Source organism: Verrucomicrobium sp. BvORR106, from assembly GCF_000739655.1.
Classification (GTDB): domain Bacteria; phylum Verrucomicrobiota; class Verrucomicrobiia; order Verrucomicrobiales; family Verrucomicrobiaceae; genus Verrucomicrobium.
In genome coordinates this window covers 1-24,107 of sequence record NZ_BATR01000127.1, presented here as the reverse complement: position 1 = coordinate 24,107, position 24,107 = coordinate 1, and the positions used below count along the sequence as shown (strand labels likewise).

At 61.3% G+C, this 24,107-nt stretch carries 21 protein-coding genes; 11 read left to right on the top strand and 10 right to left on the bottom strand.

Features of this window, described 5'->3' with window-relative positions; translation table 11 throughout:
* Positions 1–37: 37 nt before the first annotated feature.
* The 10 genes from BV106_RS24005 to BV106_RS23955 all read right to left on the bottom strand — a co-directional run bounded on the left by BV106_RS24005 (position 38) and on the right by BV106_RS23955 (position 13,026).
* Positions 38–733, bottom strand: a complete 696-nt coding sequence (locus BV106_RS24005; protein WP_038169029.1) for a TetR/AcrR family transcriptional regulator — start codon at positions 731–733, stop codon at positions 38–40.
* Between the two features lie 715 nt (positions 734–1,448).
* Positions 1,449–2,018: a hypothetical protein gene (locus BV106_RS24000; protein ID WP_038169028.1), complete on the bottom strand. Its 570-nt coding sequence runs from the start codon at positions 2,016–2,018 to the stop codon at positions 1,449–1,451.
* Between the two features lie 471 nt (positions 2,019–2,489).
* Positions 2,490–3,857: a polysaccharide lyase 6 family protein gene (locus tag BV106_RS23995; RefSeq protein ID WP_038169027.1), complete on the bottom strand. Its 1,368-nt coding sequence runs from the start codon at positions 3,855–3,857 to the stop codon at positions 2,490–2,492.
* Between the two features lie 691 nt (positions 3,858–4,548).
* Positions 4,549–7,038: a glycogen/starch/alpha-glucan phosphorylase gene (locus BV106_RS23985; protein WP_081892193.1), complete on the bottom strand. Its 2,490-nt coding sequence runs from the start codon at positions 7,036–7,038 to the stop codon at positions 4,549–4,551.
* A gap of 60 nt (positions 7,039–7,098) precedes the next feature.
* Positions 7,099–7,842, bottom strand: coding sequence for a 16S rRNA (cytidine(1402)-2'-O)-methyltransferase (rsmI, locus tag BV106_RS23980; protein ID WP_038169025.1), 744 nt, complete (start codon positions 7,840–7,842; stop codon positions 7,099–7,101).
* A 78-nt stretch (positions 7,843–7,920) separates the two neighbouring features.
* Complete coding sequence (gene lptE, locus BV106_RS23975; RefSeq protein WP_038169024.1) at positions 7,921–8,430, bottom strand: LPS assembly lipoprotein LptE; 510 nt, start codon at positions 8,428–8,430, stop codon at positions 7,921–7,923.
* A 50-nt stretch (positions 8,431–8,480) separates the two neighbouring features.
* Entirely contained in the window at positions 8,481–9,878 is a 1,398-nt protein-coding gene (gene bamD, locus BV106_RS23970; protein ID WP_038169023.1) for an outer membrane protein assembly factor BamD, read from the bottom strand.
* Between the two features lie 155 nt (positions 9,879–10,033).
* Entirely contained in the window at positions 10,034–11,137 is a 1,104-nt protein-coding gene (gene leuB, locus BV106_RS23965) for a 3-isopropylmalate dehydrogenase (protein WP_038169022.1), read from the bottom strand.
* Positions 11,134–12,366 carry a putative zinc-binding metallopeptidase gene (locus BV106_RS23960; RefSeq protein ID WP_051946254.1) on the bottom strand — a complete coding sequence of 411 codons (1,233 nt, stop codon included), beginning with the start codon at positions 12,364–12,366 and terminating at the stop codon, positions 11,134–11,136. The genes leuB and BV106_RS23960 overlap by 4 nt, the downstream gene beginning before the upstream one ends.
* A 117-nt stretch (positions 12,367–12,483) precedes the next feature.
* Positions 12,484–13,026 carry a pyridoxamine 5'-phosphate oxidase family protein gene (locus tag BV106_RS23955; RefSeq protein ID WP_038169021.1) on the bottom strand — a complete coding sequence of 181 codons (543 nt, stop codon included), beginning with the start codon at positions 13,024–13,026 and terminating at the stop codon, positions 12,484–12,486.
* Between the two features lie 126 nt (positions 13,027–13,152).
* Here BV106_RS23955 and BV106_RS23950 point away from each other — a divergent pair, with 126 nt between their 5' ends.
* The 11 genes from BV106_RS23950 (at position 13,153) to BV106_RS23900 (ending at position 23,413) form a co-directional block, all read left to right on the top strand.
* A complete protein-coding gene (locus tag BV106_RS23950) occupies positions 13,153–13,872 on the top strand; it encodes a metallophosphoesterase (RefSeq protein ID WP_038169020.1) in 720 nt (239 codons plus the stop codon).
* 61 nt (positions 13,873–13,933) lie between these two features.
* Positions 13,934–14,434 carry a 6,7-dimethyl-8-ribityllumazine synthase gene (gene ribH / locus BV106_RS23945; RefSeq protein WP_038169019.1) on the top strand — a complete coding sequence of 167 codons (501 nt, stop codon included), beginning with the start codon at positions 13,934–13,936 and terminating at the stop codon, positions 14,432–14,434.
* Positions 14,435–14,439: 5 nt separating this feature from the next.
* Positions 14,440–14,877, top strand: a complete 438-nt coding sequence (gene nusB / locus BV106_RS23940; protein WP_038169018.1) for a transcription antitermination factor NusB — start codon at positions 14,440–14,442, stop codon at positions 14,875–14,877.
* 21 nt (positions 14,878–14,898) lie between these two features.
* The gene (gene ftsY, locus BV106_RS23935) at positions 14,899–15,744 is read left to right on the top strand and encodes a signal recognition particle-docking protein FtsY (RefSeq protein ID WP_038169017.1); all 846 of its coding nucleotides are present in this window, start codon (positions 14,899–14,901) and stop codon (positions 15,742–15,744) included.
* A gap of 119 nt (positions 15,745–15,863) precedes the next feature.
* On the top strand, positions 15,864–16,988 hold the full coding sequence (locus tag BV106_RS23930) for an Lrp/AsnC family transcriptional regulator (protein WP_038169016.1): 1,125 nt from the start codon (positions 15,864–15,866) through the stop codon (positions 16,986–16,988).
* Positions 16,989–17,220: 232 nt separating this feature from the next.
* The gene (locus BV106_RS23925; RefSeq protein WP_038169015.1) at positions 17,221–18,462 is read left to right on the top strand and encodes a hypothetical protein; all 1,242 of its coding nucleotides are present in this window, start codon (positions 17,221–17,223) and stop codon (positions 18,460–18,462) included.
* A gap of 51 nt (positions 18,463–18,513) precedes the next feature.
* Entirely contained in the window at positions 18,514–20,052 is a 1,539-nt protein-coding gene (locus tag BV106_RS23920; protein WP_038169014.1) for an MBOAT family protein, read from the top strand.
* 89 nt (positions 20,053–20,141) lie between these two features.
* Positions 20,142–21,347, top strand: a complete 1,206-nt coding sequence (locus tag BV106_RS23915) for a bifunctional 3,4-dihydroxy-2-butanone-4-phosphate synthase/GTP cyclohydrolase II (protein WP_038169013.1) — start codon at positions 20,142–20,144, stop codon at positions 21,345–21,347.
* A gap of 63 nt (positions 21,348–21,410) precedes the next feature.
* Complete coding sequence (locus BV106_RS23910; RefSeq protein WP_051946253.1) at positions 21,411–22,004, top strand: acyl carrier protein phosphodiesterase; 594 nt, start codon at positions 21,411–21,413, stop codon at positions 22,002–22,004.
* A gap of 362 nt (positions 22,005–22,366) precedes the next feature.
* A complete protein-coding gene (locus BV106_RS23905) occupies positions 22,367–22,669 on the top strand; it encodes a hypothetical protein (protein ID WP_038169012.1) in 303 nt (100 codons plus the stop codon).
* Between the two features lie 45 nt (positions 22,670–22,714).
* A complete protein-coding gene (locus BV106_RS23900; protein WP_038169011.1) occupies positions 22,715–23,413 on the top strand; it encodes a Sir2 family NAD-dependent protein deacetylase in 699 nt (232 codons plus the stop codon).
* Positions 23,414–24,107 lie beyond the last annotated feature (694 nt).

Sequence of the window (24,107 nt, the reverse complement as noted above, 5' to 3'; positions counted from 1 at the left end):
AGAGACGTCAGGCCTGGGGCGGCCCGACCAGATGAAATCAAGGGAGCGGCGCGGACAACCCGGCGGCGATGAACGCGACCAAGCGGCGGATGAAGCCTTCGCGGTCCGGCCGCATGGGCTGCATCTCGGGGTTGGGATGCGGCAGGTTGTCGTAGAACACCCAGGAATCGAGCCCGTGGTTCAGGGCACCAAAAAGGAAGCGCTCCCGCCAGACCAGCTCCTGCGGCGGCAGCCAGGGCAGGGCGCGCAGCAGGGCGGCATCGATGCGGGTGGCGAACTCGGCGCACTCGCGATTCAAGAACGCCTTGAGCTGGGGATTGGGATCCTGGAAGCCGCGGCAGATGAGCCGGAAAAGGGCCATGTGCGTCCCCGGTCGGGTCTCGCGGGCCTCCACAGAGGGGCGCACGATGGCCTCCACGAGCTTTTCCAGGGGGACGGGCTGGCCTTGGGCTTCGGCCTCCAGGGCGTCCAGACGCGCGATGCGGTCGCGATTCAGCGGGCGCAGACGGCGGGCAAAGACTTCCAGCACGAGGTCTTCCTTGGTGCCGAAGTGATAGTTCACCGCGCCCAAATTGGCCCCGGCGGCCTTGATGATCGCCCGGGTGGAGGTGCCCGCCACGCCGTGCTCGACGAGGAGCGTCTCCGCAGCATCCAGCAGCGCCTCCCGGGTATGAGAACTCCGGGGGCGTTCAGAGGCTGTCGAGGCCGGGGGCTGGCCGAGGGTAAGGGACATGGGGGACGGAATTCATACGAACGTATGAATCAGCCTTTCGTTGTCAAAGGGAGTTCGTGCGCGGAGCGGGGTTTGAGGTTGGAAAATTGTCGCGGGGTTGGCATGACCGGCCCGCGAAGCGGGAGACACCAGACTGGAAGACACAAGACTCAAGACCTGAGCTGGCGCAGGGTTGGGAATGCCTGGGGTGGTTGGGTGTCGTGGGAGGCTTGGGGTGTGAGCGGGGCTGGGAACCCCCGCTTCCTTTATTGTGGGCACGAGCGTTGGGGGGCTTGGTGATGAAGTTGCAACGGCCAAGCGGCAGACGCTTCAGTTAGTGTCTCCTCACGTCGTCAGCTACAGGGGCACTGGGTGGCTGGTTATCAAATACCAGAGGTAGACGCATAGCCTCAGGGCACTACTGTCCCGGTCCACTCCAAGCGTCCCATGAGATCGCCCTGCTCTCCCAATGCCCAAACACCTTGGACTGTAGTCAGCGCCATTCAGGACAGGCTATTGTGAAAGTGCCTGCACTCCGATACAGCTCCCTTGTCGAACTACTTGCATGGCAAGACTTAATTGAATTCGCCGCAGGAATTCGTTGCTGACTTGGGGCGACTGGGGCTCCATGTGACGCATTCGATGCCGCAAGCTTCCTGAAGTTTCGGGAGATCTATTCAGAGAGGCGAAGGAGGCGCATCCAGCCCTTTTATGAGCCTGGTTCTTCGTGGATGGCTCATAGCTCTCGACCTGGGAAAGGTTCGACAAGATAGTCGCATTCTTGTCGGGTCAGCCCGGCCTTGAGCGCAAAAAGCTGTTCCGCTGTCACATCCCGAAAGCGTGGTGTAGTGCGTCGTACCTTTTGGATGGCGGAGCTATTGTTTCGAAGCATCCTGCTCACAAGTCCAAGTTGCTTGCGGTATGAGTCGCCACAGTGGTTAGATTTCTGCTTGCATACTGCCTCATAGAAGTCATTGGCGAACCATGTCGCCACTCCCTCTTCCAAATTTGTGTCATCGCTTAGCGTGACCGGAGCGAGCGTGTGGATCACTTCGTGTCCAATCTCATGAGCAGCCGTATAGGGCCTAGCTTGCTGCCATTCAGTGTACGCGTGTTGTGAAAGGTGTATCGAGTACTGTTTGGAAGAAAAATCTGGCTGCATTCTTGGACCATCATCCCGAAATTCAAATCTCAGCAGCGTCCACTGCTCGTCCGCTCCCCCAAACTTTTTTTTGGCTCGTGCACTGGCTAGTTCATAAAACTCGAGCAATCTCGCCTCCATGGTTGGATCTATAGGCAGGTCCATATGCGTACTATGCTGATAGAACCAGTACGCCGTGCGGAACCTCGGGTTGCAAACTTTTTCCGTGCGACTGCAGGCGGCAGAGAAGCAAATAGACAGGCTAAAATGGAACTGGACTTAAGCAGGAATTCGGATGGCCTGCGCAGAAGGTAGATTGTCCAATCCTAGGCTAAAGTCAGTGCTACCCAAGGCTTGAGCTGGCGCAGGCGAGGAGGTGCTAACTGGGGGCGGTTTTTCGTAGGACGCTTGGGGCGTGAGCGGGGCTGGGAACCCCCGCCTCCTTTACATGGGAACAGACTACGAGGTGACTTGGCTGCGGAGTAAAGGAGGCGGGGTCTCCGGCCCCGCGGTATGTGGGATGGGCGGAGCGGGAATGGGATCAAGGGACGCTTGGCGCGTGAGCCGGTTGGCACAACCGGACTACGCCTGTGGCGACCTCGTAGGCGAGAGCTCAGGTCTTGAGTCTTGTGTCTTCTAGTCTTGCGTCTCCCGCGCAGCGGGCCCCACATCTGCCTCTGTCAATCGTTTGGGGACTTTCACCTCCGGCAGCTCTGTCACCCAGGTGCCCCAATTCTCGTGCCAGTTGCCTGAATAGGTTGCTCCAGCGTCATACAGCACATTCTCCCGAGCCTGCAGATCCCGGACGGTTCCCAGGATGATCAAGGGCATGGCCTTCACCTGCGCCTGGATGCGGAGGACGCGGTTGTTGACGAACACGCAGCCGTTCGGGCTGAGGGGCCATTTCTTGTCTTCCTTGCCCTTCTCGTAGCCGAACTGGAGTGGGGAGCAGTCGATCCAGGTGTTGTCGGCGATGTGGCAACGCGTCGGGGCGGCGGCAGTCATGTCGTCGTACTTGTCCCGGATGTTCTCGGTGCTGGGCGCGTCCATCATGCCCGGGGTCAGGGCGAAGGGGGCTTCGTGTTTGGTGCCGGTGAGACCCTGAAAGTAGTTTCCCGTGACCCGATGCTCGAAACCAAAGAGCTTGATGCCGCCGAAGCCGGGGCCGTCCTGCGTGGCGATGATGACGTTCCCGGAGACCTCATTGCGGTTGCCCAGGCGCATGCAGACGGCGCCGCGGCAGTCGATCAAGGTGTTGTTCCGGATCACGTTGTCGGAGGACTTGATCGAAATGATCTCGTCCTCGCCGCTGCAACGCTCCAGGAGGTTGTGCTCGATGATCGTGAAGGAGCTCTTTCCCGCGGCACCGAGGTCATTGCCGCCAGTGCGGATGGTCTCGTGCCCGTTCTCGCGGTTCGCGTAAATCACATCGCGAAAATGGTTATGGTCCACGCGGTCGCGTTGGGAGCAGACCAGGGCGGCGTCATCCCCGCGGATGAAGAGCGGGCTGCCGCGGTTGACCTTGCGCTCAAAGAGATTGTGATCAATGCGGTTGTCCGCGCTCCGGGCGCCGTCCACGGTCACCCAATGCTCCCAGTGGCGGGGCTTGGCGCGCTCCTTGGGGCGGAAGACGTTGCGGGTAATGCGCACGTGCCGGCAGTTGTCGAGCTGCACGCACTGCTGATCGGCATCGTTCTCAAAGATGAGGCCTTCCAGGATGACGTGCTCGCAATCGCGGAGGATCAGTCCTGCGTCCCCGGTGATGATGACCTTACCCCGGTGGGCGGCGCGGATGTGAATGGGCTGGTCTGGGGTGCCGCGAAGCCCGGTGAGCGTGCGAAAGGCCTTGGTGTTGTAGGTGCCGTCCGGGAGCTCGATGGGAGTGCCGGGTTGCGGCGAGCGGAAGTGCGGGGCCAGGGAGAGAGAGGTGGGTTCTTCCGCGTGGGCTCGGGGAGAATGCGCGCTACAGGCGATGAGGAGGCAGAGGAGGAAGAGGGCGCGCATGGGTGAGGTGGTTCTCTGCAGGGATGAGGAGAAAACGGGAATGGGGGGCTTGGGTTTGCGGGGAATGTGGGGGAAGAGGGGCGACCGCTTCGGTTGCCTCAATCAGGAGACGTCGCTGGCATCCGCTCCGGGATGCAATACGCGCTTTGACCTTCCGGAGGTATCAGTCGCTACGCTCCTTCGATCTCCGGCTAAGGGCTTTGATGCCTCCGGCATCGGGCTATCCGGGCGGACGGGATCAGAGCGTCAAAGTCGACAAGCCAACTTCCCGATGAGGGAGTCAAGGAGGATGCGGCACCGTGGGACGCTTGGCCATTGAGCGGGGCTAGGAACCCCCGCCTCCTGTACTTAGGAACAAGCTGCGAGATGACTTGGCCGCAGTGTAAAGGAGGCGGGTTCTCCGGCCCCGCGGTATGGCGGATGGGAAAGATCGACGTGGGACGTTTGACGCCTGAGCCGGTTGGCACAACCGGACTACGCCTGTGGCGACCTCTCATGCGATAGCTCAGGTCTTGAGTCTTGTGTCTTCTAGTCTGGAGTCTCCCGCGCAGCGGGCCGGACTACGCCTGTGGCCCCCCTCATGCGAGAGCTCAGGTCTTGAGTCTTGTGTCTCCTGATCAAACAAACTGGCCCAGCCCGGAACATCCGGAGCTGGGCCAGCAAGCAATTCAATCGAGCGTCAATCCGCCACTCAGCCCACCTCTACCCGAGGCAGGTTCCAGATCTGGTTCGCGTACTCGCTGATGGTGCGGTCGCTGGAGAAGAAGCCCATGCGTGCGGTGTTGAGGATGCTCATGCGCGTCCAGTTCGCGGAATCACGATACGCGGCGTCCACCTTGCCCTGGGCGTCCACATAGGTGCGGTAGTCCGCACAGCAGAGGAAGGGATCCCCGCCTTCGAGCAGGCTGCCACGGAGCGGCTTGAAGTCGTCCGAGTTGCCGGTGAAGAAGTCGCTGCCGATCCAGTCGATCGCGTTGCGCAGCTCGGGATCGTTCCAGTAGTAGTCCCAGGGGTTGTAGCCCTTGAGGCGGAGGTCTTCCACTTCCTCGACCGTGAGGCCGAAGATGAAGATGTTGTCGTCGCCGACCTCGTCTTTGATCTCCACGTTCGCGCCATCGAGCGTGCCGATGGTGAGCGCGCCGTTGAGGGCCAGCTTCATGTTGCCGGTGCCGCTGGCTTCCTTGCCCGCGGTGGAGATCTGCTCGGAGATGTCCGCAGCCGGGATGATGCGCTCGGCCAGGGTCACGCCGTAGTTCGGCAGGAACACCACCTTGAGCTTGCCCAGGATGCGCGGGTCGTTGTTGATCTTCTCTGCCACGGCGTTGATGGCGAAGATGATGTTCTTGGCCAGGTAGTAGCCGGGAGCGGCCTTGGCGGCGAAGATGAAGACGCGGGGCTGCATGTCATACCCCGGATCCTGTAGGAGGCGGCGGTAGAGCGTGAGGATGTTCAGCAGGTTCAGGTGCTGGCGCTTGTACTCGTGCAGACGCTTGATCTGCACGTCGAAGATCGCATCCGCGCTCACCGAGTACCCCGTGAGGTCCTTGATGACATGCGTGAGGCGCTCCTTGTGCAGGCGCTTGATGGCGCGGAAGCGCTGCTGGAACTCCGGATCATCCGCAAAGGACTCCAGAGCACGCAGCTTGGAGGCATCCCTGGTCCACTCGGTGCCGATGGACTCGTTGATGAGCGAGGTCAGCTCCGGGTTGCAGACCATGAGCCAGCGACGCGGCGTGATGCCGTTGGTCATGTTCAGGAAGCGGTCCGGATAGAGTTCGTTGAACTCGGGGAAAAGCTTCTCTTTCAGCAGGCGGGTATGCAGCGCGGCCACGCCGTTGGTGTGGCGGCTGGCGTGCACAGAGAGGTGCGCCATGCGGACGGACTTGCCGCCGTTCTCATCGATCAGCGAGAGCGTGCGGATCTTCTCCACATCATCCGGCCATTTCTTGGAAATAACATTCGTGATGAGGTGCTGGTTGATCGCGTAGATGATCTGCAGGTGACGCGGCAGCACGCGCTCAAAGAGCGGCACGCTCCAGGTCTCCAGCGCCTCAGGCAGCAGCGTGTGGTTCGTGTAGCAGAAGGTGCGCTGGCAGATGTCCCAGGCGGTAAGCCACGGGAGCTGCTCCACATCCGTGAGGAGGCGCATCAGTTCCGGGATGGCCACTGCGGGGTGGGTGTCGTTGAGCTGAATCGCCACCTTCTCCGGGAAGGCCTCCCAGCCCTGGTTGTCCCGCTTGTAACGGCGGATGATGTCGCTCAGGGAGCAGGCGACAAAGAAGTACTGCTGCACGAGGCGCAGTTCCTTGCCGCTCTCGGTCGCATCATTCGGATACAGGATCTTCGAGACGGTCTCACCGGCCGCCTTGTCATGCAGGGCCTCGATGTAGGAGCCCTCGTTGAAGACGCGAAGGTTGAACTCATCCGTCGCGCGGCTCTCCCACAGGCGGAGGAAGTTCACCGTCTTGGAATCAAAGCCAATGATCGGGATGTCCCAGGGCAGACCCACGATCTTCTTCGTGTTCTCCCAGGTGTACACGGAGTTCCCGCGGTCATCGAAGTGCTGGATGGCGCGGCCATAGAGACTCACTTCCACCTTGTACTCAGGGCGGACGATGTTCCACGGGTTGCCATCGCGGATCCAAGGATCCGGCTGCTCCACCTGACGGCCGTTGACGAACTCCTGGCGGAAGAGGCCAAACTCATAGTGAATGCCATAGCCCACCGCCGGGAGGTCCAGCGTGGAGAGGGAATCCAGGAAACAAGCGGCGAGACGTCCCAAGCCGCCGTTGCCCAGGCCCATGTCAGCCTCTTCGTTGATGATCGTCTCCAGGTCCTGGCCCAGCTCACCGAGGGCGGACTTGGCCGCATCATACAGGCCCGTGTTGCGCAGGTTGTTCTCCAGCAGGCGCCCCATGAGGTACTCCAGGGAGAGGTAGTTCACCCGGCGCGTGTTCTTGCTGCGGTGGGCGGCCATCGTCTTGAACGAGATGGCCAGGGCCCGGTCACGAACGGCCATGCAGGTCGCCGTCCACCAATGCGCCCGCCGTGCGGTCGTCGGATCGTGCGCCAGGGTAAAGAGAAGGTGGTTCCGGATGGAGGCCTTCAGGGACGTTGCCACTTCGGCATCATCCAGAGGTACGGGCGCTTCAGGAGAGGGGGTGGATTCGGATTGCCACATGGTGTTAAATCGTTGGGGGGAAGCGTTTGTGATGAGGTTGCTGGGGAGCAAGGAGACTCGTTATTCCTTATCGTCGGAACCGCTGTTCTGGCGGGTCATCCACTTGGGAAGTTCCGCCGGGGCTATGAGCAGCGTGATTTCTCCTTTGGGAGCTTTCATTGCGAAGTGGTTAAGCACGGACTGAGCCGATCCGCGCTGAAATTCCTCAAACATTTTCGTGAGTTCGCGGGCCACGACGACCGGGTGATTGGGCGCACGATTGGCGATCATCTGCAGCGTGTCCACCAGACGATACGGGGACTCGAAGTACACGCTCGTGCACTCGCGCGCCATGGCCACCTCCATCTCCTTGTCCCGCTGGCCCTTCTTGTGCGGGAGGAAGCCGCCGAAGTAAAACGGCACCGTGGGCAGCCCCGACCCCGCCAGCGCCGTCAGCACGGCCGTGGCCCCGGGAATGACCTCCACCTTGATGCCTGCGGCGATGACCGCATGCACGAGCCGCTGGCCTGGATCTGACACCGTGGGGAACCCGGCATCCGACACCAGCGCGATGCTGGCCCCGTCCTGCAGCTTCTCGATGAACTCCGGGATGCGTCGGGCCTCGTTGTGCTCCGTGAGCGAGACGAGCGGCAGATGCAGCCCGTGATGCTGCAGAAGGTGAATGGTGCGGCGGGTGTCCTCGCAGGCCACCAGGGTGGCGGCCTTGAGCACCTCCACCGCCCGCAGGGAGAAGTCGCCCAGGTTCCCAATGGGGGTGGCGACCAGTTGCAGCTTGCCAGAGCTTGGCGCTGTCACTTCAGACATGGCGGAAAAAGAACGGGCGCTGCTGGTGCAGCGCCCGGGGAGAGTAGGGAGTGATGGTTGCCGGAAAAAGGCGGGCGCTTACCAGCCTTCCGAAATCTGACTGGCCAGAGACGTGGAGAGACGCTCGGCGGCATCGGCCAGGGCCTGACGCTCGGTGAGCTGCACGTTCGGGTCGAGCACAATGTTGGACGCTCCGGAGGCCTGGCCTGCCAGGAGTTCCGTGCCTGCGCTGTCGTTCACCGTGTAACGGATCTGCAGACGCATGAGGAGCTCACTGGTACGCAGGGTGTTGCTGCGCACAGCGCGGAACTGGCTGCGATGGATGTCGACGATGGTGGCGTTCAGCACCGCGTCAGCCTCTGAGGCTGGCACGATCTTGTAGGCACCGTCCGCCTGGATCTTCTTGATCAGCGCGTTCGTGGCCAGTACTTCAAGACGGGGTTCCAACGTGTCGTTCTTGAACGTGGGAACCGCCAGCTTGGTCACGCTCGCCATCTTGGCGGGCTTGCTGGCACCGAGTTGGTAGCCAGCGCACTGCGTCAAAAGAGAGAGGGCCAGAGGAGCGAGCAAAAAGGCAAACTTTTTCATGTAATGGGAGTGATGAGGTTGGCCGGAAACTTGGGAGTGATGCCAGTGGATCAGTTTGCCTTGGGAGCTTCTGGAGCGGGGGCCGGGGCCGGCACAGCCTCAGGAGCAGGAGCCGGGGGCACGGGGAGCGGGGCCAGGGAGGGGGCCTCAAGCTGACCAGCAGGTGCTGGGGGCACGGGCAGGGGAGCCAGAGCGGGCTTCGGCGGCTCGCCACCAGCAGCCGGAGGCAGGATCATGCCAGGACCAGCGGCGTCCACAGCACCGGGTCGGGTCGGGAGATCGGGCTCCTTGAGCGGCACGGGCTGGAAGCTATCAGGCTCCACGCGCATTTCCGGCTTGCGGTTGACCTTGGCGACGAGCGGTGCGGGAGGACCGGAATACTCATCACGGCTCTTGAGGTTCACGGCAGCTGGCACGGTGTAGTCGGCATTGCCACTGGCGACCTGCTCCTTCATCTCCTCAGGGAAGGCGGAGGCCAGCCCGGCGAGGCGATTGCGGGCATCGAGGGCTGCGTCAGGTGCGCCGAACTTGATGGCTTCGTTGTAGTAGATGGCGGCCGCCTTGGGCTTGCCAGCCTTCTCGTAGAACTTGCCGATCTCAAGGGAGCGGTAGGACTGGGAGGTATTCACCTCCTGGATCAGGGACTCGGCCTCACCGGTGCGTTCACCCGTCGGGTTGGCAGCCTTGTAAGTTTCCAGCGCGTCACGCGTGGCGGTCAGGTTCTGGGCGTCCTGCGTCTTGCGAGCAGCGGCGCTGCTGATGGCCCCAATGCGGAACTGAGCTTCGGAAGCGAGCTTGGTGTTGGGATAGTTTTCCACCACGGCCTGGTAGGAGGCATTGGCCATCGGCTTGTCGCCGTCGTCCTGATACACCTCACCAATGGCGAACTGGGCGTACGGAGCATACTTGCCGTACGGGGAGTTCTTGATCACGCCTTCGTACATCTTCACGAGCTCGGACTTGTCGAGCTTCATGGGGATGAGCAGCAGGGAGGGCTGCTTCTTGCCGGCCTTGGCTTCTTCCGCGATCTCAAACTGCTGCTGCAGGGCTTCGGCGAAGCGGGGGCTCTGGCGGTAGTTGTCGATGAACTTCTGGAACCCGTCGTAAGCATCCTGAAGTTTACCTGAAGTGCGCAGACCGCGAGCGAGCTCAAACTGGGCTTCCGCTGCGGCATCCGTGAACTTGTAGCGGGCCACCACATCCTTGTAGATGGACTGGGCACGACCGGCATTCCCCGTGGAGGAAGCTGTGCGGGCATCGCGCAGCATGGCATCAGCAGCCGCTTCCTGGGATTGTTTCTCCGACACTGAGGGCACCGCATCCTCCTTGGATTTGAACCACTTCAGGGGGTTGGCCTTGCCAAGATCAACGGCCGGTGCGGATGGCACGGCAATTGCCAGCACAGAGGCAGTGGTCAATGTGACACGAAGGACGGGGTGCACTTTCATTCTGGCGAAACTAGTGGAGAGTCTGTAAGGCGTCAACTGGCGGAATTTTGGTTTTGTGAAGCATGGTTGACGCCATGCCTGCACAGAAAAGAGTGACGAGGCCGGAATGTGATCCGCAAGCGGCGGCTTGTTCCAACCTCGTCACATTCAGAGTCTTAGATGGCCTGGCTGATCGCCTCGCCGATCTCGCGAGTGTTTACCTTGCGCGTGCCTTCTGCACCGCTGTAGATGTCGCCCGTGCGCAGACCGTCGTCGATCACCTTGCGGACGGCAGCCTCAATCGCCTGCGCCTCGGTCTCAAGACCCAGGGAGAAACGAAGGAGCAATGCGGTGGAGAGGATCTGGGCGATCGGGTTGGCGATGCCCTTGCCTGCGATGTCCGGGGCGGTGCCGCCGCTCGGCTCGAAGAGGCCAAAGTACAGGCCGTCACCCTTGGCCTTGCCGAGGCTGGCGCTGGCCAGCATGCCCAGGGAACCTGCGATCATGGCCATCTCATCGCTGAGGATGTCGCCGAAGAGGTTCTCACACAGCACCACATCAAACCCGCGCGGGTTCTTGATGAGCTGCATGGCGGCGTTGTCCACATACAGGTGGGAGAGCTTCACGTCCGGGTAGGACTGGGCCACCTCTTCCACCGTGGCACGCCAGAGCAGGCCGTTTTCCAGCACGTTGGCCTTGTCGATGGAAGTCAGTTCCTTGCGGCGACCTTGGGCGGCCTTGAAGGCGACGTGCGCGATGCGCTCGATCTCGCTCTTCTTGTACACCATCGTGTCCACGGCGGTGAGTTCACCGTCGATCTCCTTGCGGAACTTCGGCTGGCCAAAGTAGAGGCCACCCGTGAGTTCGCGGACGCACAGGACGTTGAAGCCACCCTGGATGAGCTCGTCCTTCACGGGAGAAGCGTGCGTCAGGGAAGGGTAACAGATGGAGGGGCGCAGGTTGGCGAAGAGGCCAAAGTGCTTGCGCAGCGGCAGCAGCGCACCGCGCTCGGGCTGCTCGTTCGGCGGGAGCTTCTCCCACTTGGGGCCGCCCACGCTGCCGAAGAGGATCGCATCGCTCTGTTCACAGACCGCCAGGGTGTCCTCAGGGAGGGCCTTGCCCTTCGCGTCAATGGCCGCGCCGCCCACCAGCTGCTCGTTGAACTCGAACTGGGTGCCAAACTTGGTGGTGATGGTGCCAAGCACCTTGATGGCCTCCGCCATCACTTCAGGGCCAATGCCGTCACCGGCAAGAACTGCGATCTTGTGAACTTTACTCATTCCTTGCGGATAGCTTGAGCCTGTGCGGTGTGCAAGTCCTTGGTGAGATTGTCCGGTGCAACTTCAGACGGAAGCGGGGCAATCCCAGGCGCAGGAGCCGCCTCAGAGGCCGGAGCGGGCCGGTTGCCAGCAGGTGCCGGGGCCGAGGATTGGTTCGCGACCGGAGCGGCGGAAGGCGAGCTCGCCCGATTTTCCGCCAACTGGATGATCTGGTGGATGAAGTAGAGCTTCGTCACCGTGGTGGTGGAGTGGACGAAGGGGTAGAGATTGCGCTGCCCCAGACTGCTGGCGATCTCATTGAGCGCCGGGGAGAGCGCGGACCAGCGGTGGATGAGATCCAGGAAGTCCGAGGGATCCTCCTCCGTCAGCGGCGGTGGCAGGAGGATGGTGGCCGGGTCGAAGCTGGTCTCACTGGGGGTCCGCTCCGCGCTGATGCCAAACTCCCGGGCGGTCTCCAGAGCATCGGTGATGTGCAGGTAATGCGCCCAGGTCTCCGCCCAATCTTCCCACGGGTGCATGGTGGCGTAGGCAGAGACGTGCGTGAGCTGCCAGCTGGGCGGGGGACCGGCGGCGTAGTACCGCTGGAGGGCGGAGCCGTAGTCCTGCATGTGATCACCGAACACCTGCCGGAAGCCGTTCAGGAGGTCGAAGTTCACCGGTGGTTTCTCGAACCACAGATACCAGTAGTAGTGCGCCAGCTCATGGCGGAAGTGGCCCAGCAGCGTGCGATAGGGTTCCCTCAGCTGTTCCCGGTTGCGCTCCCGGATGGAGTCGCTCGCCTCCTCCAGGTTCATGGTGATCACCCCATTCTGGTGGCCCGTGGTCACGGCCTGGGCGGGCGTGGGCACGAGGAAATCAAACGCCAGTCCGTACACCGGATCCTTCACGCGGTTCACCAGCGGCAGGTCCAGCTGGAGGATGGAGTAGAGGGAGCGCCGCTTGGCCCGCTCAAACCGCGCCCACGCCGGGACGCCGGGCTCCACGCTGAGATTGGGGATGATGTGGTTGAACTGGCAGGCCACGCAGAGCGAGCCTGCGGGGTCCCGCGGCACCACCCAGTTGCACACGCCGTGCTGGAGGCCGTTGTTGCACCACTGGAAGGGGGAGTCCTTTGTCAGCGGCACCATCGTGGACGTAGCGGGATCGAACCCGACCTGCACCCCGCACTGGAGGCAGTGGCTGTTTTCAAAGTAGAGGGTGTTGGAGCAGCAGCACCGGAAGGCTTTCATTCTTGATGGGGAAGGTGGGGAGCGTGATCACGAGAGAGCGGGTGATCAGGCGAAACGGAGACTCTAAGACGGGGCGGAAGTGTCAGGCAACCTCGTTCCAGCGGGAACTGCACGCCTTCATCCTACTTTCAGCGTGCCCTCCACGGAATCGTCCAGCGTCTTGCCCGCCAGGGCACCGATCACCATCTTGATGCCCGCCACCAGGATGCCGTGCTTGGTATCCCAGTAGTAGCCTCCATTGGGCTCCACCTTGATCACCGTGATGCGTTCATCCGCCTCTCCCTCGGTGAACCAGGTCTTGAGCAGCGGCTCCCAGAGTTCATGAATCACCGCCTTGTCCCGGGAGACGGTGGCCGCCCCCTGCACATGGAGGAAGCCGGAGTGGGGCGATCCCTGGAAATAGAGATGCACCCCGTCCGGATCGATCGCGAGCTCCTCATTGAGGTGGCTGTCTGAAGCGCTCAGGAACCAGAAGTTCCCGTCGTCATCCACCTTGCGCACATTCATCGGCCGGGCCCCGCTGGAGCCCTCCACCACCGCCCCGGTGACGAAGAAGCAGGTCTGCGCCTTGCCCACCAGCTCCTTGATCTTGGTGACGGCTTCGGCTCCGGACATGTCATCGCGATTGTCTTCCGACTGGTTGGCATTGATGGAACTCATGCCGCTGGATCGCGCATGGGGGCCGGGTCGGTGGCATGCGTCGCCCTCGCATGAATGAACGCCCGGGTCTCCCAGCGGGACTGAGAACCTGCCCCGCACCCCTCAGGGCCTCTCCCATTTCCCAATATGAAGATTTGCTTTGTCTCTGACCTTCACCTTTTCTCCCAACGCACCCTCGCCGAGCAATGGATGCCCCTCCTTCATGAACGGATCCGCGAGAGCTCGCTGGTGGTTCTGGGAGGGGACCTTTTTGACTTCAAGTGGTCCATTCACGGCTCGGCGGAGGCCACCGCCGAGGCGGCCACCCGCTGGCTCAGGGCATTGATGAGCGCCCACCCGGCGCACTCCTTTGTCCTGCTGCTGGGGAATCACGACGATCATCCCGCCCTGCGGGAGCGTCTGGTCCTCCTGTCTGAAGAGGCTCCCCAGTTGAGAGTGGAAACCTACCTCTTCCGGGTCGCCAACACGGTCTTCCTCCATGGCGACTCGGCCAATCCCCGGTGCACGGAGGAGAAGCTCATCCGGTCACGCAGCCGGACCGCCCATCACCGACCTCGCGGGCGGGCGATGAATCTGCTCTACGGCGGTGCCATCCGCCTGCGCCTCCATCGGGCCGGGGCGAGCCTGATCTTCCCCAAGCGACTGGTGGCGCGTCGGCTCCTGGGCTACCTGGGGGAGGTGGGGCAGGGGCCTGAGAGCGGCACAGACGAGGTTTACTTCGGCCACACGCATCGCGCCCTGGCCGACTACGTGTATCGGGGAGTCCGTTTTCACAACTGCGGCGCCCCCATGCGCGGGCTGAAATTCCAAGTTTTGGTCGCAGAAACCGATATCACCTCCATCTGAGAGCGTTGGGAGTACACAATTTGTTGAATCTTTCCCCATCCGACATTAAATCTCCCGCCCCATGTCCCAAGACGCACCTTCACGCCCCCAAGTTTCGACCAGTCGGGCGAACATTGCCATCGTGGCCAGTCTCTATAACGAGACCTACGTTCAGGCCCTCCTTGATTCGGTGCGTGAAGAACTCGACGAATTGCTGCCTCAGGCCCAGGTCATGACCTACCGGGTGCCGGGTGCCTTTGAGATCCCTGTCTGCGCTGAGTTTGTCCTCCGCAACACAGAGCCGGACGCGGTCATCGCCCTGGGCGTGATCCTGCGTGGGGAAACGGAGCATGGCGACCTGGTCGGTGCCTCCGTCACCGATGCCCTCCAGCGCATGGCGGTGGCGCATTGCACCCCCATCGTGCATGAGGTGCTGCTGCTCGACAACGAGGAGCAGGCCAAAGTGCGCTGCTTTGGCGACCGCCTGAACCGCGGCACCGAAGCCGGTCGCGTGGCCGTGAACATGGTCCAGCTTTTTGAAAAACTCCGCCTCACCTTTCCCTTTTCCCAGTCCTCCAAATAACGCTCATGGCCATCGGTAAACGACGCGAAGGCCGCCAGGCGGCAATGCAGTTCCTTTTTGCGCACGATGTGCATGGCAAGGTGGAAGACACGGACCGTGCCGCATTCTGGACGCTCCACAGCGCCACCCAGGACGTGCGGGCTCACGCTGAGTCCCTGGTGGACGGCATCAAGATTCATCAGGTGCAGATCGATGACCACATCGCCGCCACCCTGGAGAACTTCCGCTTTGAGCGCCTGGGCGTGGTGGATCGCAACATCCTGCGGCTCGCCGTCTATGAGATGCTCCACACCGAGGTCCCCGTGCCGGTGGTGATCAACGAGGCCGTGGAGATTTCCAAGGTCTTTGGCGACACCCAGACGCGCTCGTTTGTGAACGGCGTGCTGGACAAGATTGCCAAGAGCCTCCCGGGACGTCAGGCCCCGTCCTCCCCCCAACCGTAAATCTTTTTTCCTACCCGCTCTGTGGCCGGATTCTTTAAAAAACTCATCCAGCGCTTCACCAAGGCGGACATTGACTGGGACGATCTCGAGGCGCAGCTCATTGCAGGCGACCTCGGGGCCAAGCTGTCCATGCAGATTGTGGACGACCTGAAGGAGCAGGCCCGGAAGCTGCACGATCAGGACATTGTCGAGGTCACCAAGAAGCACATCCGGAAGAGCCTTCCGGAATCCGTCGCGCCGGTAAAGCCGTTTGCGGACAAGCCCAAGGTCCTGCTCATCGTCGGGGTAAACGGCACGGGCAAGACGACTTCAACCGCCAAGCTGGCCAATCTGCTGAAGAAGCAAGGTCACAGCCTGGTGCTGGCCGCTGCCGACACCTTCCGCGCCGCCGCCGTGGAGCAGCTGGAAGTCTGGGCCAAGCGCGTGGACGTGCCGATCATCAAGGGGCCACCGAACGGGGACCCCAGCGCCGTGTGTTTCGATGCCTACAGCTCCGCCATCGCGCGGAAGGCGGACTTCCTCATCTGCGATACCGCGGGGCGTCTCCACACCCGGCACAACCTCATGGAGGAGCTGCGCAAGGTGACCCGCACGCTGGGGAAAAAAGATCCCACCGCGCCTCATGAAGTGCTCCTGGTGGTCGATGCCACCACGGGAGGAAATGCCCTCCAGCAGGCCAAGGAGTTCAACAAGACCGTCCCGCTCACGGGAGTGATCGTCACCAAGCTCGACGGCAGCGGAAAGGGCGGCGTGCTCGTCGCCATCCAGCAGGAGCTGGGCATCCCGGCCCGCTTCGTCGGCACGGGCGAGCAAATGGATGACTTTGAGCCCTTTGTGCCTGAGAAGTTCCTCGATCAGATGCTCTAAACCGCGTCCGCAGAAGGGCAGGGGCCGCGCAATTTTCGCCCGGTCTTTGCCGTCAGATGTCCAGAAATGCCCCGGAGCCGACGTATTTTTGATTCTGCCCGCTTCACCCCACTTTTTTCATGATTGCCGATTCTGTTCCCATTGAGCACACTGATGCCGTCAACGCGAAGATCCTCGAGGTCTCCGAAGACCAGATCAAAGGCTTCCACCGCCACCCGTTCAACTACGTCGCGGAGCGTTCCGGACTGCCGCTGGAGACAGTGCTGGAGCGCATTCAGGCCATGCTCCGTGCCGGAGTCATCCGCCGTGTGCGGCAGACCCTGCTGGCGAACAAGCTGGCCGATGGCGGCCTGGTGGCCTGGAAGATCCCGGCGGACAAGATCGAAGCCGCCTTTGACTTCATGGTGAAGGAAGATCCCTTCAGCGGCCATGTGGTGCTGCGCTCCACCGACCGCGAGGTGAGCGGATCCGACTTCAAGCTCTGGACCACCATCAAGGTGCCCCAGGGGAAGGAAATCTCCGAGCATGCCGATGCTTTGAAGCGTCTGCTGGGCGCAGAGGAGTACATCATCATGCAGCCCAAGGGGATCTTCGCTCTGGGCGTCGGCCACGTCCGCCGGAAGACGATGGAACTCGGCGACAAGTCCGATGAGCCCGCGGAAATGATCACGCCGGACATCGTGGACCTCGATCAAGAGGAATGGGACGTGCTCGTGGCCATGAAGCGCGACCTCGCCCCGGAAGAAATCGTCGCCGAGCCCTGGGTGGCCCGTGCGGCAGAAGCAGGCGTGAGCGTGGACCGCTTCTGTGAAGTGGCCGAAGGCTTCGATCGCAAAGGCATCCTGGGCCGCTTCTCCACCTTCCTGGAGCACGTGAAGCCTTCTCAAACCGGCGTGCGCGTGACCAAGTTTAACGCCCTGTTCCACTGGCGTGTGCCAGAGGGCATGCAGCAGCGTGCCGGCTCTGAAGTGGGCCGCCACCACATCATGACCCACGCCTACTGGCGCGAGGGCGGTCCCCGTTTTGCCGACGCCAACATCATGGGCGTGGTCCACGGCACGGACAAGCAGCGCGTGCTGGAACACAAGGCGGCGATCGACCGCCACCTGGAGAGCATCGGCATTCCCGTGCTGTACACAAACGTGTTTTGGGGTGGCCGCAGCGAGATCAAACCTTCCGAGATCTCACCAAAGGTGTATGCTGAGTGGCACGAGAAGTACCGCGGCCAGTCGAACATCATCTGATCGCGTCAACATCCGCAGATTCGCTTTCAAGGCGGTTGGGCAGGTCCCAACCGCCTTATTGTCTTCTGCTTACGGAGTTCTCAAGAAGAATTGCTAATTGAGATTCTTCCGAGGCTCACCGGATGGCGCAGACCTCTGGGACTTCCTCCGCAAAAGGAAGGATAATTCATCTCAGAAAATTTATCTTGATGCATGCAAAAAACCCTCCAAGCTGGGGCCTTAGGGTTGCGCCATGCAGCAGTTGAAGCCACTCCCCAAGCCAGCACCGGAAATGCCCAAACGGCAGCCATTGCCTCTGGTTCGGGAACCTGCGGTTTCCACCCGGAAGTACCTTCTCTGCCTGGTGGCTACCACCGTGGCGGTGCTGGCGGTGACCGCTGGCTTCAACTGGGTGATGAATCCCTACAACGTCTTTGATCCGCCCGTACTGAAGGGCATCAATGACCGGCAGCCTTTCCTCCACAGTCAGGAGCGTCTTTATAAGGCTTGTGCTGTAATCCAGCAGCAACCGCAGACGGTCATTCTGGGTTCCTCCCGTGCGGACATTGGTCTATCTCCCCAGCATCCGGGCTGGACTCAGCAACCGGTGTACAACCTCGGCGTCGCCGGGGCTCCGCTGGAGGTGATGGCCAAGTACTTTGAGCACGCCGTAGCCGTCGCTCCGGTGAAGAAGGCCCTCATCATGCTGGACTATGCCAGCCAGGAGCTTCCTCCAGAGGTCCGCCCGGCAGTGCGGGACCGCTGGCTGGATCACTTCCAAAATGGAACTCGTGAATCAGAAACGGCCGCGCGTCTCCATCTTGCCTTGCTTTCCTGGGGCGCCACTTCCACCGGCACCCGTACGCTCTTCACCAAGGAGAGCGACATCACGCACTACCCCGATGGGCAGCTCGACAATCACGACTGCTGGCAGCGGTTGCAGGAAAAACAGCACACCAATCCACACTGGAACTGGGAGAAGAGCTTCAGCCTCGGTCTCATTCCCTTCTCAGGCCGTCTCAGCTTTGGCCGCCAGTGGGAGCACCTGCAGCGCATCTTTGATCTGGCCGCCAGGCATGATGTGGAGGTCACTTATGTGATCTCCCCAACGCATGACTTGCTCTGGCAGCGCTGCATTGAAGAGGAAAACCTGGAGACCGTGCTGGCCTGGCGGTCTGAACTGCTCCAGCAGGCCCACGAGGGATCTCGCCGGTTGGGACGCCCCATGCCCGTCATCTGGGACTTCGCCCTGGCGGAAGCTGCTGGCATGTCCCCGGCCGCTCTCATGAAGGAGATGAAGAGCCAGCCGGACACCTCCCTGCCGCTTTATCTGGAGTCTTCTCACTTCACCCAGAGGCTGGGGGACCGCCTCCTGGATCGCGTCCTTCTGGATCCCGCCGGACCCGATCCGTCCTGCGGAGTGAGGCTGGAAGTAGCCATGCTGCCCACCCATCTCGCCCGTCTCCGGCAACGCTGGAGCGAGGTGCCCCGGTGAGGTCCATGAACGGCTGATCTGACACCCACGCCAGCAGGCTGACTGGACTCAATGCTCTTCAACTCTTTCCAGTTTCTTCTTATTTTCCTCCCCATCGCCCTGGTGGGCTGGCATCTCGCCAGTCTTCATCTTGGCCGCCAGGTCGCGTTGCACTGGCTCCTCGTCTGCTCGCTGGTCTTTTACTCCTGCTGGCATGCACCGCATGTCCTGCTGCTGGGCACGGTGGTGCTGGCCAACTATTTCCTCTGCCGCGGCATCGCCTCCGCCCGCGGGGCCGCCCGGAAGTGGTGGCTGGGCTCGGCCGTTACCGCGAACCTTCTGGTCCTGGGCTGGTACAAGTATGCGGGCTTCCTCTTTGAGAACCTGCCGCTGCCCCGGTGGGTGGAGATGTTTCACGTGCCTGCGGCGCTGCCGCTGGGCGTCTCCTTCTTCACGTTTCAGCTCGTCGCCTTCGCGGTGGATGTGTACCGCGGTTTTCCTGCCGAGCGGCGCCCGGGCATATTCGCTCTGGTAGTTTCCTTTTTCCCGCACCTCATCGCGGGCCCCATCCTGCACCCGCGCAAGTTCCTGACCCAGTTTGACCAGCACCCGATGCAGGGGCTGCGCAGTGCCGAGATTTCCCTGGGGCTCACGTGGTTTATCATCGGCCTCTTCAAGAAAGTCGGCATTGCTGACGGGGTGGGGCAATGGGCAGGGGAGGTGTTCGACGTCGCCCCCGGCACCGCCTTGACCTTTCTGGACGCCTGGACCGCCGCCTTGGCATACACCTTCCAGCTCTACTTTGATTTCTCCGGCTACTCAGACATGGCCATCGGGCTCGGCTGGATGTTCGGGCTCCGCATCCCTTTCAACTTCGACTCGCCCTACAAGGCCACCTCCATCGTGGACTTCTGGCGGCGCTGGCACATGACGCTGTCCCAGCTGTTAAGGGACTATGTTTACATCCCCCTGGGTGGCAACCGTCTGGGGCCCACCAGGCGGTACACCAATCTCATGCTCACCATGCTGATCGGCGGCTTCTGGCACGGGGCAGGCTGGACCTTCATCGTCTGGGGTGGCCTGCATGGGGCGGCCCTCGTCGTCGCCCATCTTTGGGGGAGCCGCCGGTCAGGGCAGGCAGGGGATGAGTCTACCGCTCCATCCTGGTGGAGACGGGAGGCAGGGTGGCTGGCCACTTTCCTCTTCATCGTCGCCACCTGGGTGGTCTTCCGGTCTGATTCGCTGACTCGTGCCGGGGAGATGCTGAAGGCCATGGCCGGCATGAACGGGGTGGAGCTCCCCCAGTCGTATGTCGGCCTCCTGCGGAATCTGGGGCTGGGTTGGCTGCCCGTGCTCGCTCATTCAGACGCGCCGTGGCTCATCTTCCGGGGCATCAGCCAATGGCTCACTCTGGCCGCCCTGCTGGCCATCGTGAAGTACCTGCCCAACAGCCAGGAACTCATGCGGCAAGTGGAGCCGTCCGGTCAGCCGTGGACTCGTCGGCTCCTCTGGCGTCCCTCGCTCGTCTGGTCGCTCCTCATCTCCGCCGGGCTCGCCATCAGCCTGCTACGCATGGTGAAGTCCAGCGAGTTCCTCTACTTTCAGTTCTGATTGGAGACTCAGTTTGTTGCAACGAAAGGCGGGTCACAGGCGAAGAAGTACTTGAACCCTGCAACAGACCAATTGAACGTCTCCGTCCCATGCCAGATGACTCTCCTTTCGCTCCCATTGAAGCTGTGCTTGCCGACATTCGGGCCGGAAAAATGGTGATCGTCACCGACGACGCGGACCGTGAGAACGAAGGGGATCTGATCTGTGCTGCTCAACTGGCCACCGCAGAGACGGTGAACTTCATGGCGAGATACGGCCGAGGCCTCATCTGCGTGCCCGTCACTGAGGAGTATGCCCAGCGTCTGGGACTCAGCGCCATGGTGAAGCGCAACCAGGATCCGTTTTCCACCAACTTCACCGTCAGCGTGGACGCTGCCCACGGCGTGAGCACCGGCATCAGCGCCCAGGACCGGGCTCATACCATCTCCGTGCTGGCCAACATCCAGAGCAAGGAGACCGACCTCGTCCAGCCGGGACACGTTTTCCCCCTCATCGCCAAGAACGGCGGCGTGCTCCGCCGCGCCGGGCACACCGAAGCCGCTGTCGATCTGGCCAAGATGGCCGGACTGGAGCCTACCGGGGTCATCTGCGAGATCCTGAATGACGATGGCACCATGGCCCGCCTGCCTCAGTTGCTGGAGTTCGGCCGCCAGCACGGCCTCAAGGTCTGCACCATCGAGAGCCTGATTCGCTACCGGCAGGAACGTGAAAAGCTGGTGGAGCGCGAGCAGGTGATCAAGATGCCCACCGACTACGGTGACTTCGACCTGCATCTGTACAAGAGCAAGCTGGATGGGGAAAACCATCTGGCGCTGGTCAAGGGCTCAATCGATGACGGAGATCCCGTGCTCGTCCGTGTGCACAGCGAGTGCCTGACGGGCGATGTCTTTGGCTCCCGGCGTTGCGACTGCGGAGGTCAGCTCCACACCGCCCTGAAGCGGATCGAGCAAGAGGGAAGAGGAGTCCTCCTCTACATGCGCCAGGAAGGACGGGGGATCGGCCTGGCTGCCAAGATCCACGCCTACAAGCTGCAGGAGGAAGGTCTGGATACGGTCGAAGCCAACGAGAAACTCGGCTTCGCCATGGACCTGCGCGACTACGGTATGGGGGCCCAGATTCTCTTCGATCTCGGCGTGCGGAACATTCGCCTCATGACCAACAACCCCAAAAAGGTCGTGGGTCTGGAGGGGCACAAGCTTCACATTGTGGAGCAGATCCCCATCAAGCTGGAACCGAATGAGCACAACGCCCGCTACCTGGAAACCAAGCGGACCAAGATGGGCCACAAGCTCTAGTCAGACGGCTGCGCCCAACCGGCAACGGGATGCTGGGCGGGTGAACTAGAAAGTCTCCCTCCTGTGAATTGGCTGGCGCATCTCGTCTTGTCTGACCGCAGCGGAGCTTTCCGGATCGGGAACCTGCTGCCAGATCTGGTTCGGAGCAGTGACTTGGTCGCACTGCCGGAGGAGTTCCTGGCCGGAGTACACCGACACCGCCTCATCGATGCCTATGCCGATTCCCATCTGGTCGTGACCCGGAGCGCGCGGCGGTTTGAGCCGCCCCTCCGGCGTTTCGGCAAGGTGTTTGCTGATCTGTTCTACGATCACTTTCTCACCAAGAACTGGGACAGCTACTGCCAGGTGGAGTTGCCAGAGTTTCTGGAGGAGTTCTTCCGCTCTGTCGAACCCTGGCGGGCGACCCTGCCGCCCTTGGCCCTGCTGCGGCTGGACCAGATCCGCGATCACGGTTGGCTGAGTCAGTACGGAAACGTCCAAGAGCTCTCTCAAGTGCTGGATCGTATGGGGAAACGGCTCAAACGCCCGGTCGATCTCTGCCCCGCGATGGCAGTGCTCGAAACTCACTACCAGGAATTTCAGAGCGATTTTCTAGAATTTTTTCCAGATATTCGACGGGAGGTCGCGCCGAACGTAATTTTTCCTCTTAGAAGTTAGTAGAATTTTGCAGGGGGCATTTTTGCACCCCTCAAGAATGAACGCTCCTTCATTCTCGCCGCGGACCGGGTCCACGGCAGAAGAATACTAATTTTCCCTATAATACGTTGCCTCTCACATCGTTGTAGGAGGAGCAGTCCCCGTCACGGTGGCACCAAAATGTGGGTTATGTCGCGGAAGTTTATAGGGTTTCTTCCGCTAAAAAATTAGGACAGTGGAAGGGCAAAATGAGGGTTTCCCCTATGCCTCGGTCACTTTTTTCCTCGCATCCCGGAGAATCAGTGCTCAAATCCAAGGCGTTAGCGGCATGTTTTCGAATCGATATAACTGCCATCAGTCAAGCTACACCCTCGACACCTCCCATGAAGACGATCAAGGTCACCATTGAGCATTACGTCGAAGTTCCAGACAACGCGGAGATCACCACCTTCGATCTGGAGGGATTTCCCCAGTCGCATGTGCTCAAGATGCGGGGGCAGCTTTACCACCCTGACCTCGCCTGGTTGAAGTATTTCAGCCGTGAGATGAACAAGGCCCGGTTCAGCCAGAAAGATTTTCATGCTCCCAGCTTCGAAACGGTGAGCACAGAGGAGTGGGACATGTTTCAGGGCGAGTACGACTACACCTGGAAAATGGTGGAAGAGGTGGTTACACCCGGGGCTTAAGACAATTCAGAGGGATCGGCGGAAGCCCGATCGAGGTTAAGGAAAATGAACCCAAGTGCATTCAATTCCCAGAAGGTCGTCGTGATCTCCGGGGCGGGCCTCAGTGCCCCCAGCGGGCTCCCGACCTTCCGGGACAACAACGGTTACTGGAAGCAATACCGCTTTGAAGACGTGGCCTCTCCACGTGCATGGGCGAGCCAGCCGGGGGTGGTGCTTGAATTCTACAATGAGCGCCGCACCAAAGCGGCCTCGGTGGAACCCAATGCCGGACATCGTGCTATTGCAGAACTGGAAGACCGCTTTGAAGTGGTGGTAGTCACTCAGAATGTGGACGACCTGCATGAACGGGCTGGTTCCACCCGAGTGATCCACCTGCATGGCGAGCTCAACAAAGCCCGCAGCACCAGCGATGAATCCCTCGTTTACGAGTTGGGCTCCCGGCCCATCGCCCTCGGAGACCTCTGCGAAAAAGGCTCCCAGCTCCGCCCCCACATTGTCTGGTTCGGAGAAGAGGTGAAGGCGATTGATCTGGCGGCTAACGAAGTCGCCAGCGCAGGACGCGTGCTTGTGGTGGGAACTTCGCTAAAAGTCTATCCTGCAGCAGGCTTGTGTTCATGCGCTCACGAGTACGCCACCAAGTTCTACGTGGACCTGGATGCCAAACGTCAGGTCCCAGACTTCACCGTCATTCAAGGCTCGGCGGATGTGATTCTGCCGGATCTCCTGAAGACTTGGACGCGCTGAGGTGACCTCTACTGGAGCGCTTTCAAGGAGCGCCCGCGTGTTTTAGAATACCCGCTGGAAAGAAGCGCCAAGCAAGGTGTCAATCACCCCTGACCAGACTCCTTCGATCATCACGCTCTCCGTCGCGAAGCGTCTTGGAGTACGGTGGCTCGACACCGTTTTCTAACCGCGACAAGGCGCGAGACACGGTACAGCAAAAGCGAAGCCCATCACCAACCAGCCACGGCCAAGGCTGTCCGGAAACAGGCGATTAGGCAGGAGCAAAGCCCCCGTGCTAGCGCCATCGCTCATCTCCATCACCCGGACGACATTCCAGGGGATACCCAACCTCGCATCGCCCGGCGAAAACGGTGTCAAGCCACCGTACTCCAAGACGCTGGCGCGAGTTTTGTTGATGCACGCTGGAAAGAAGCGCCAAGCAAGGTGTGAACCACCCTTGACCAGACTCCTTCGATCACCACGCTCTCCGTCGCGAAGCGTCTTGGAGTACGGTGGCTCGACACCGTTTTCCAACCGCGACAAGGCGCGAGACACGGTACAGCAAAAGCGAAGCCCATCACCAACCAGCCACGGCCAAGGCTGCCAGGAGACAGGCGATTAGGCAGAAGCAAAGCCCCCGTGCTAGCGCCGTCGCTCATCTCCATCACCCGGACGACATTCCAGGGGATACCCAACCTCACATCGCCCGGCGAAA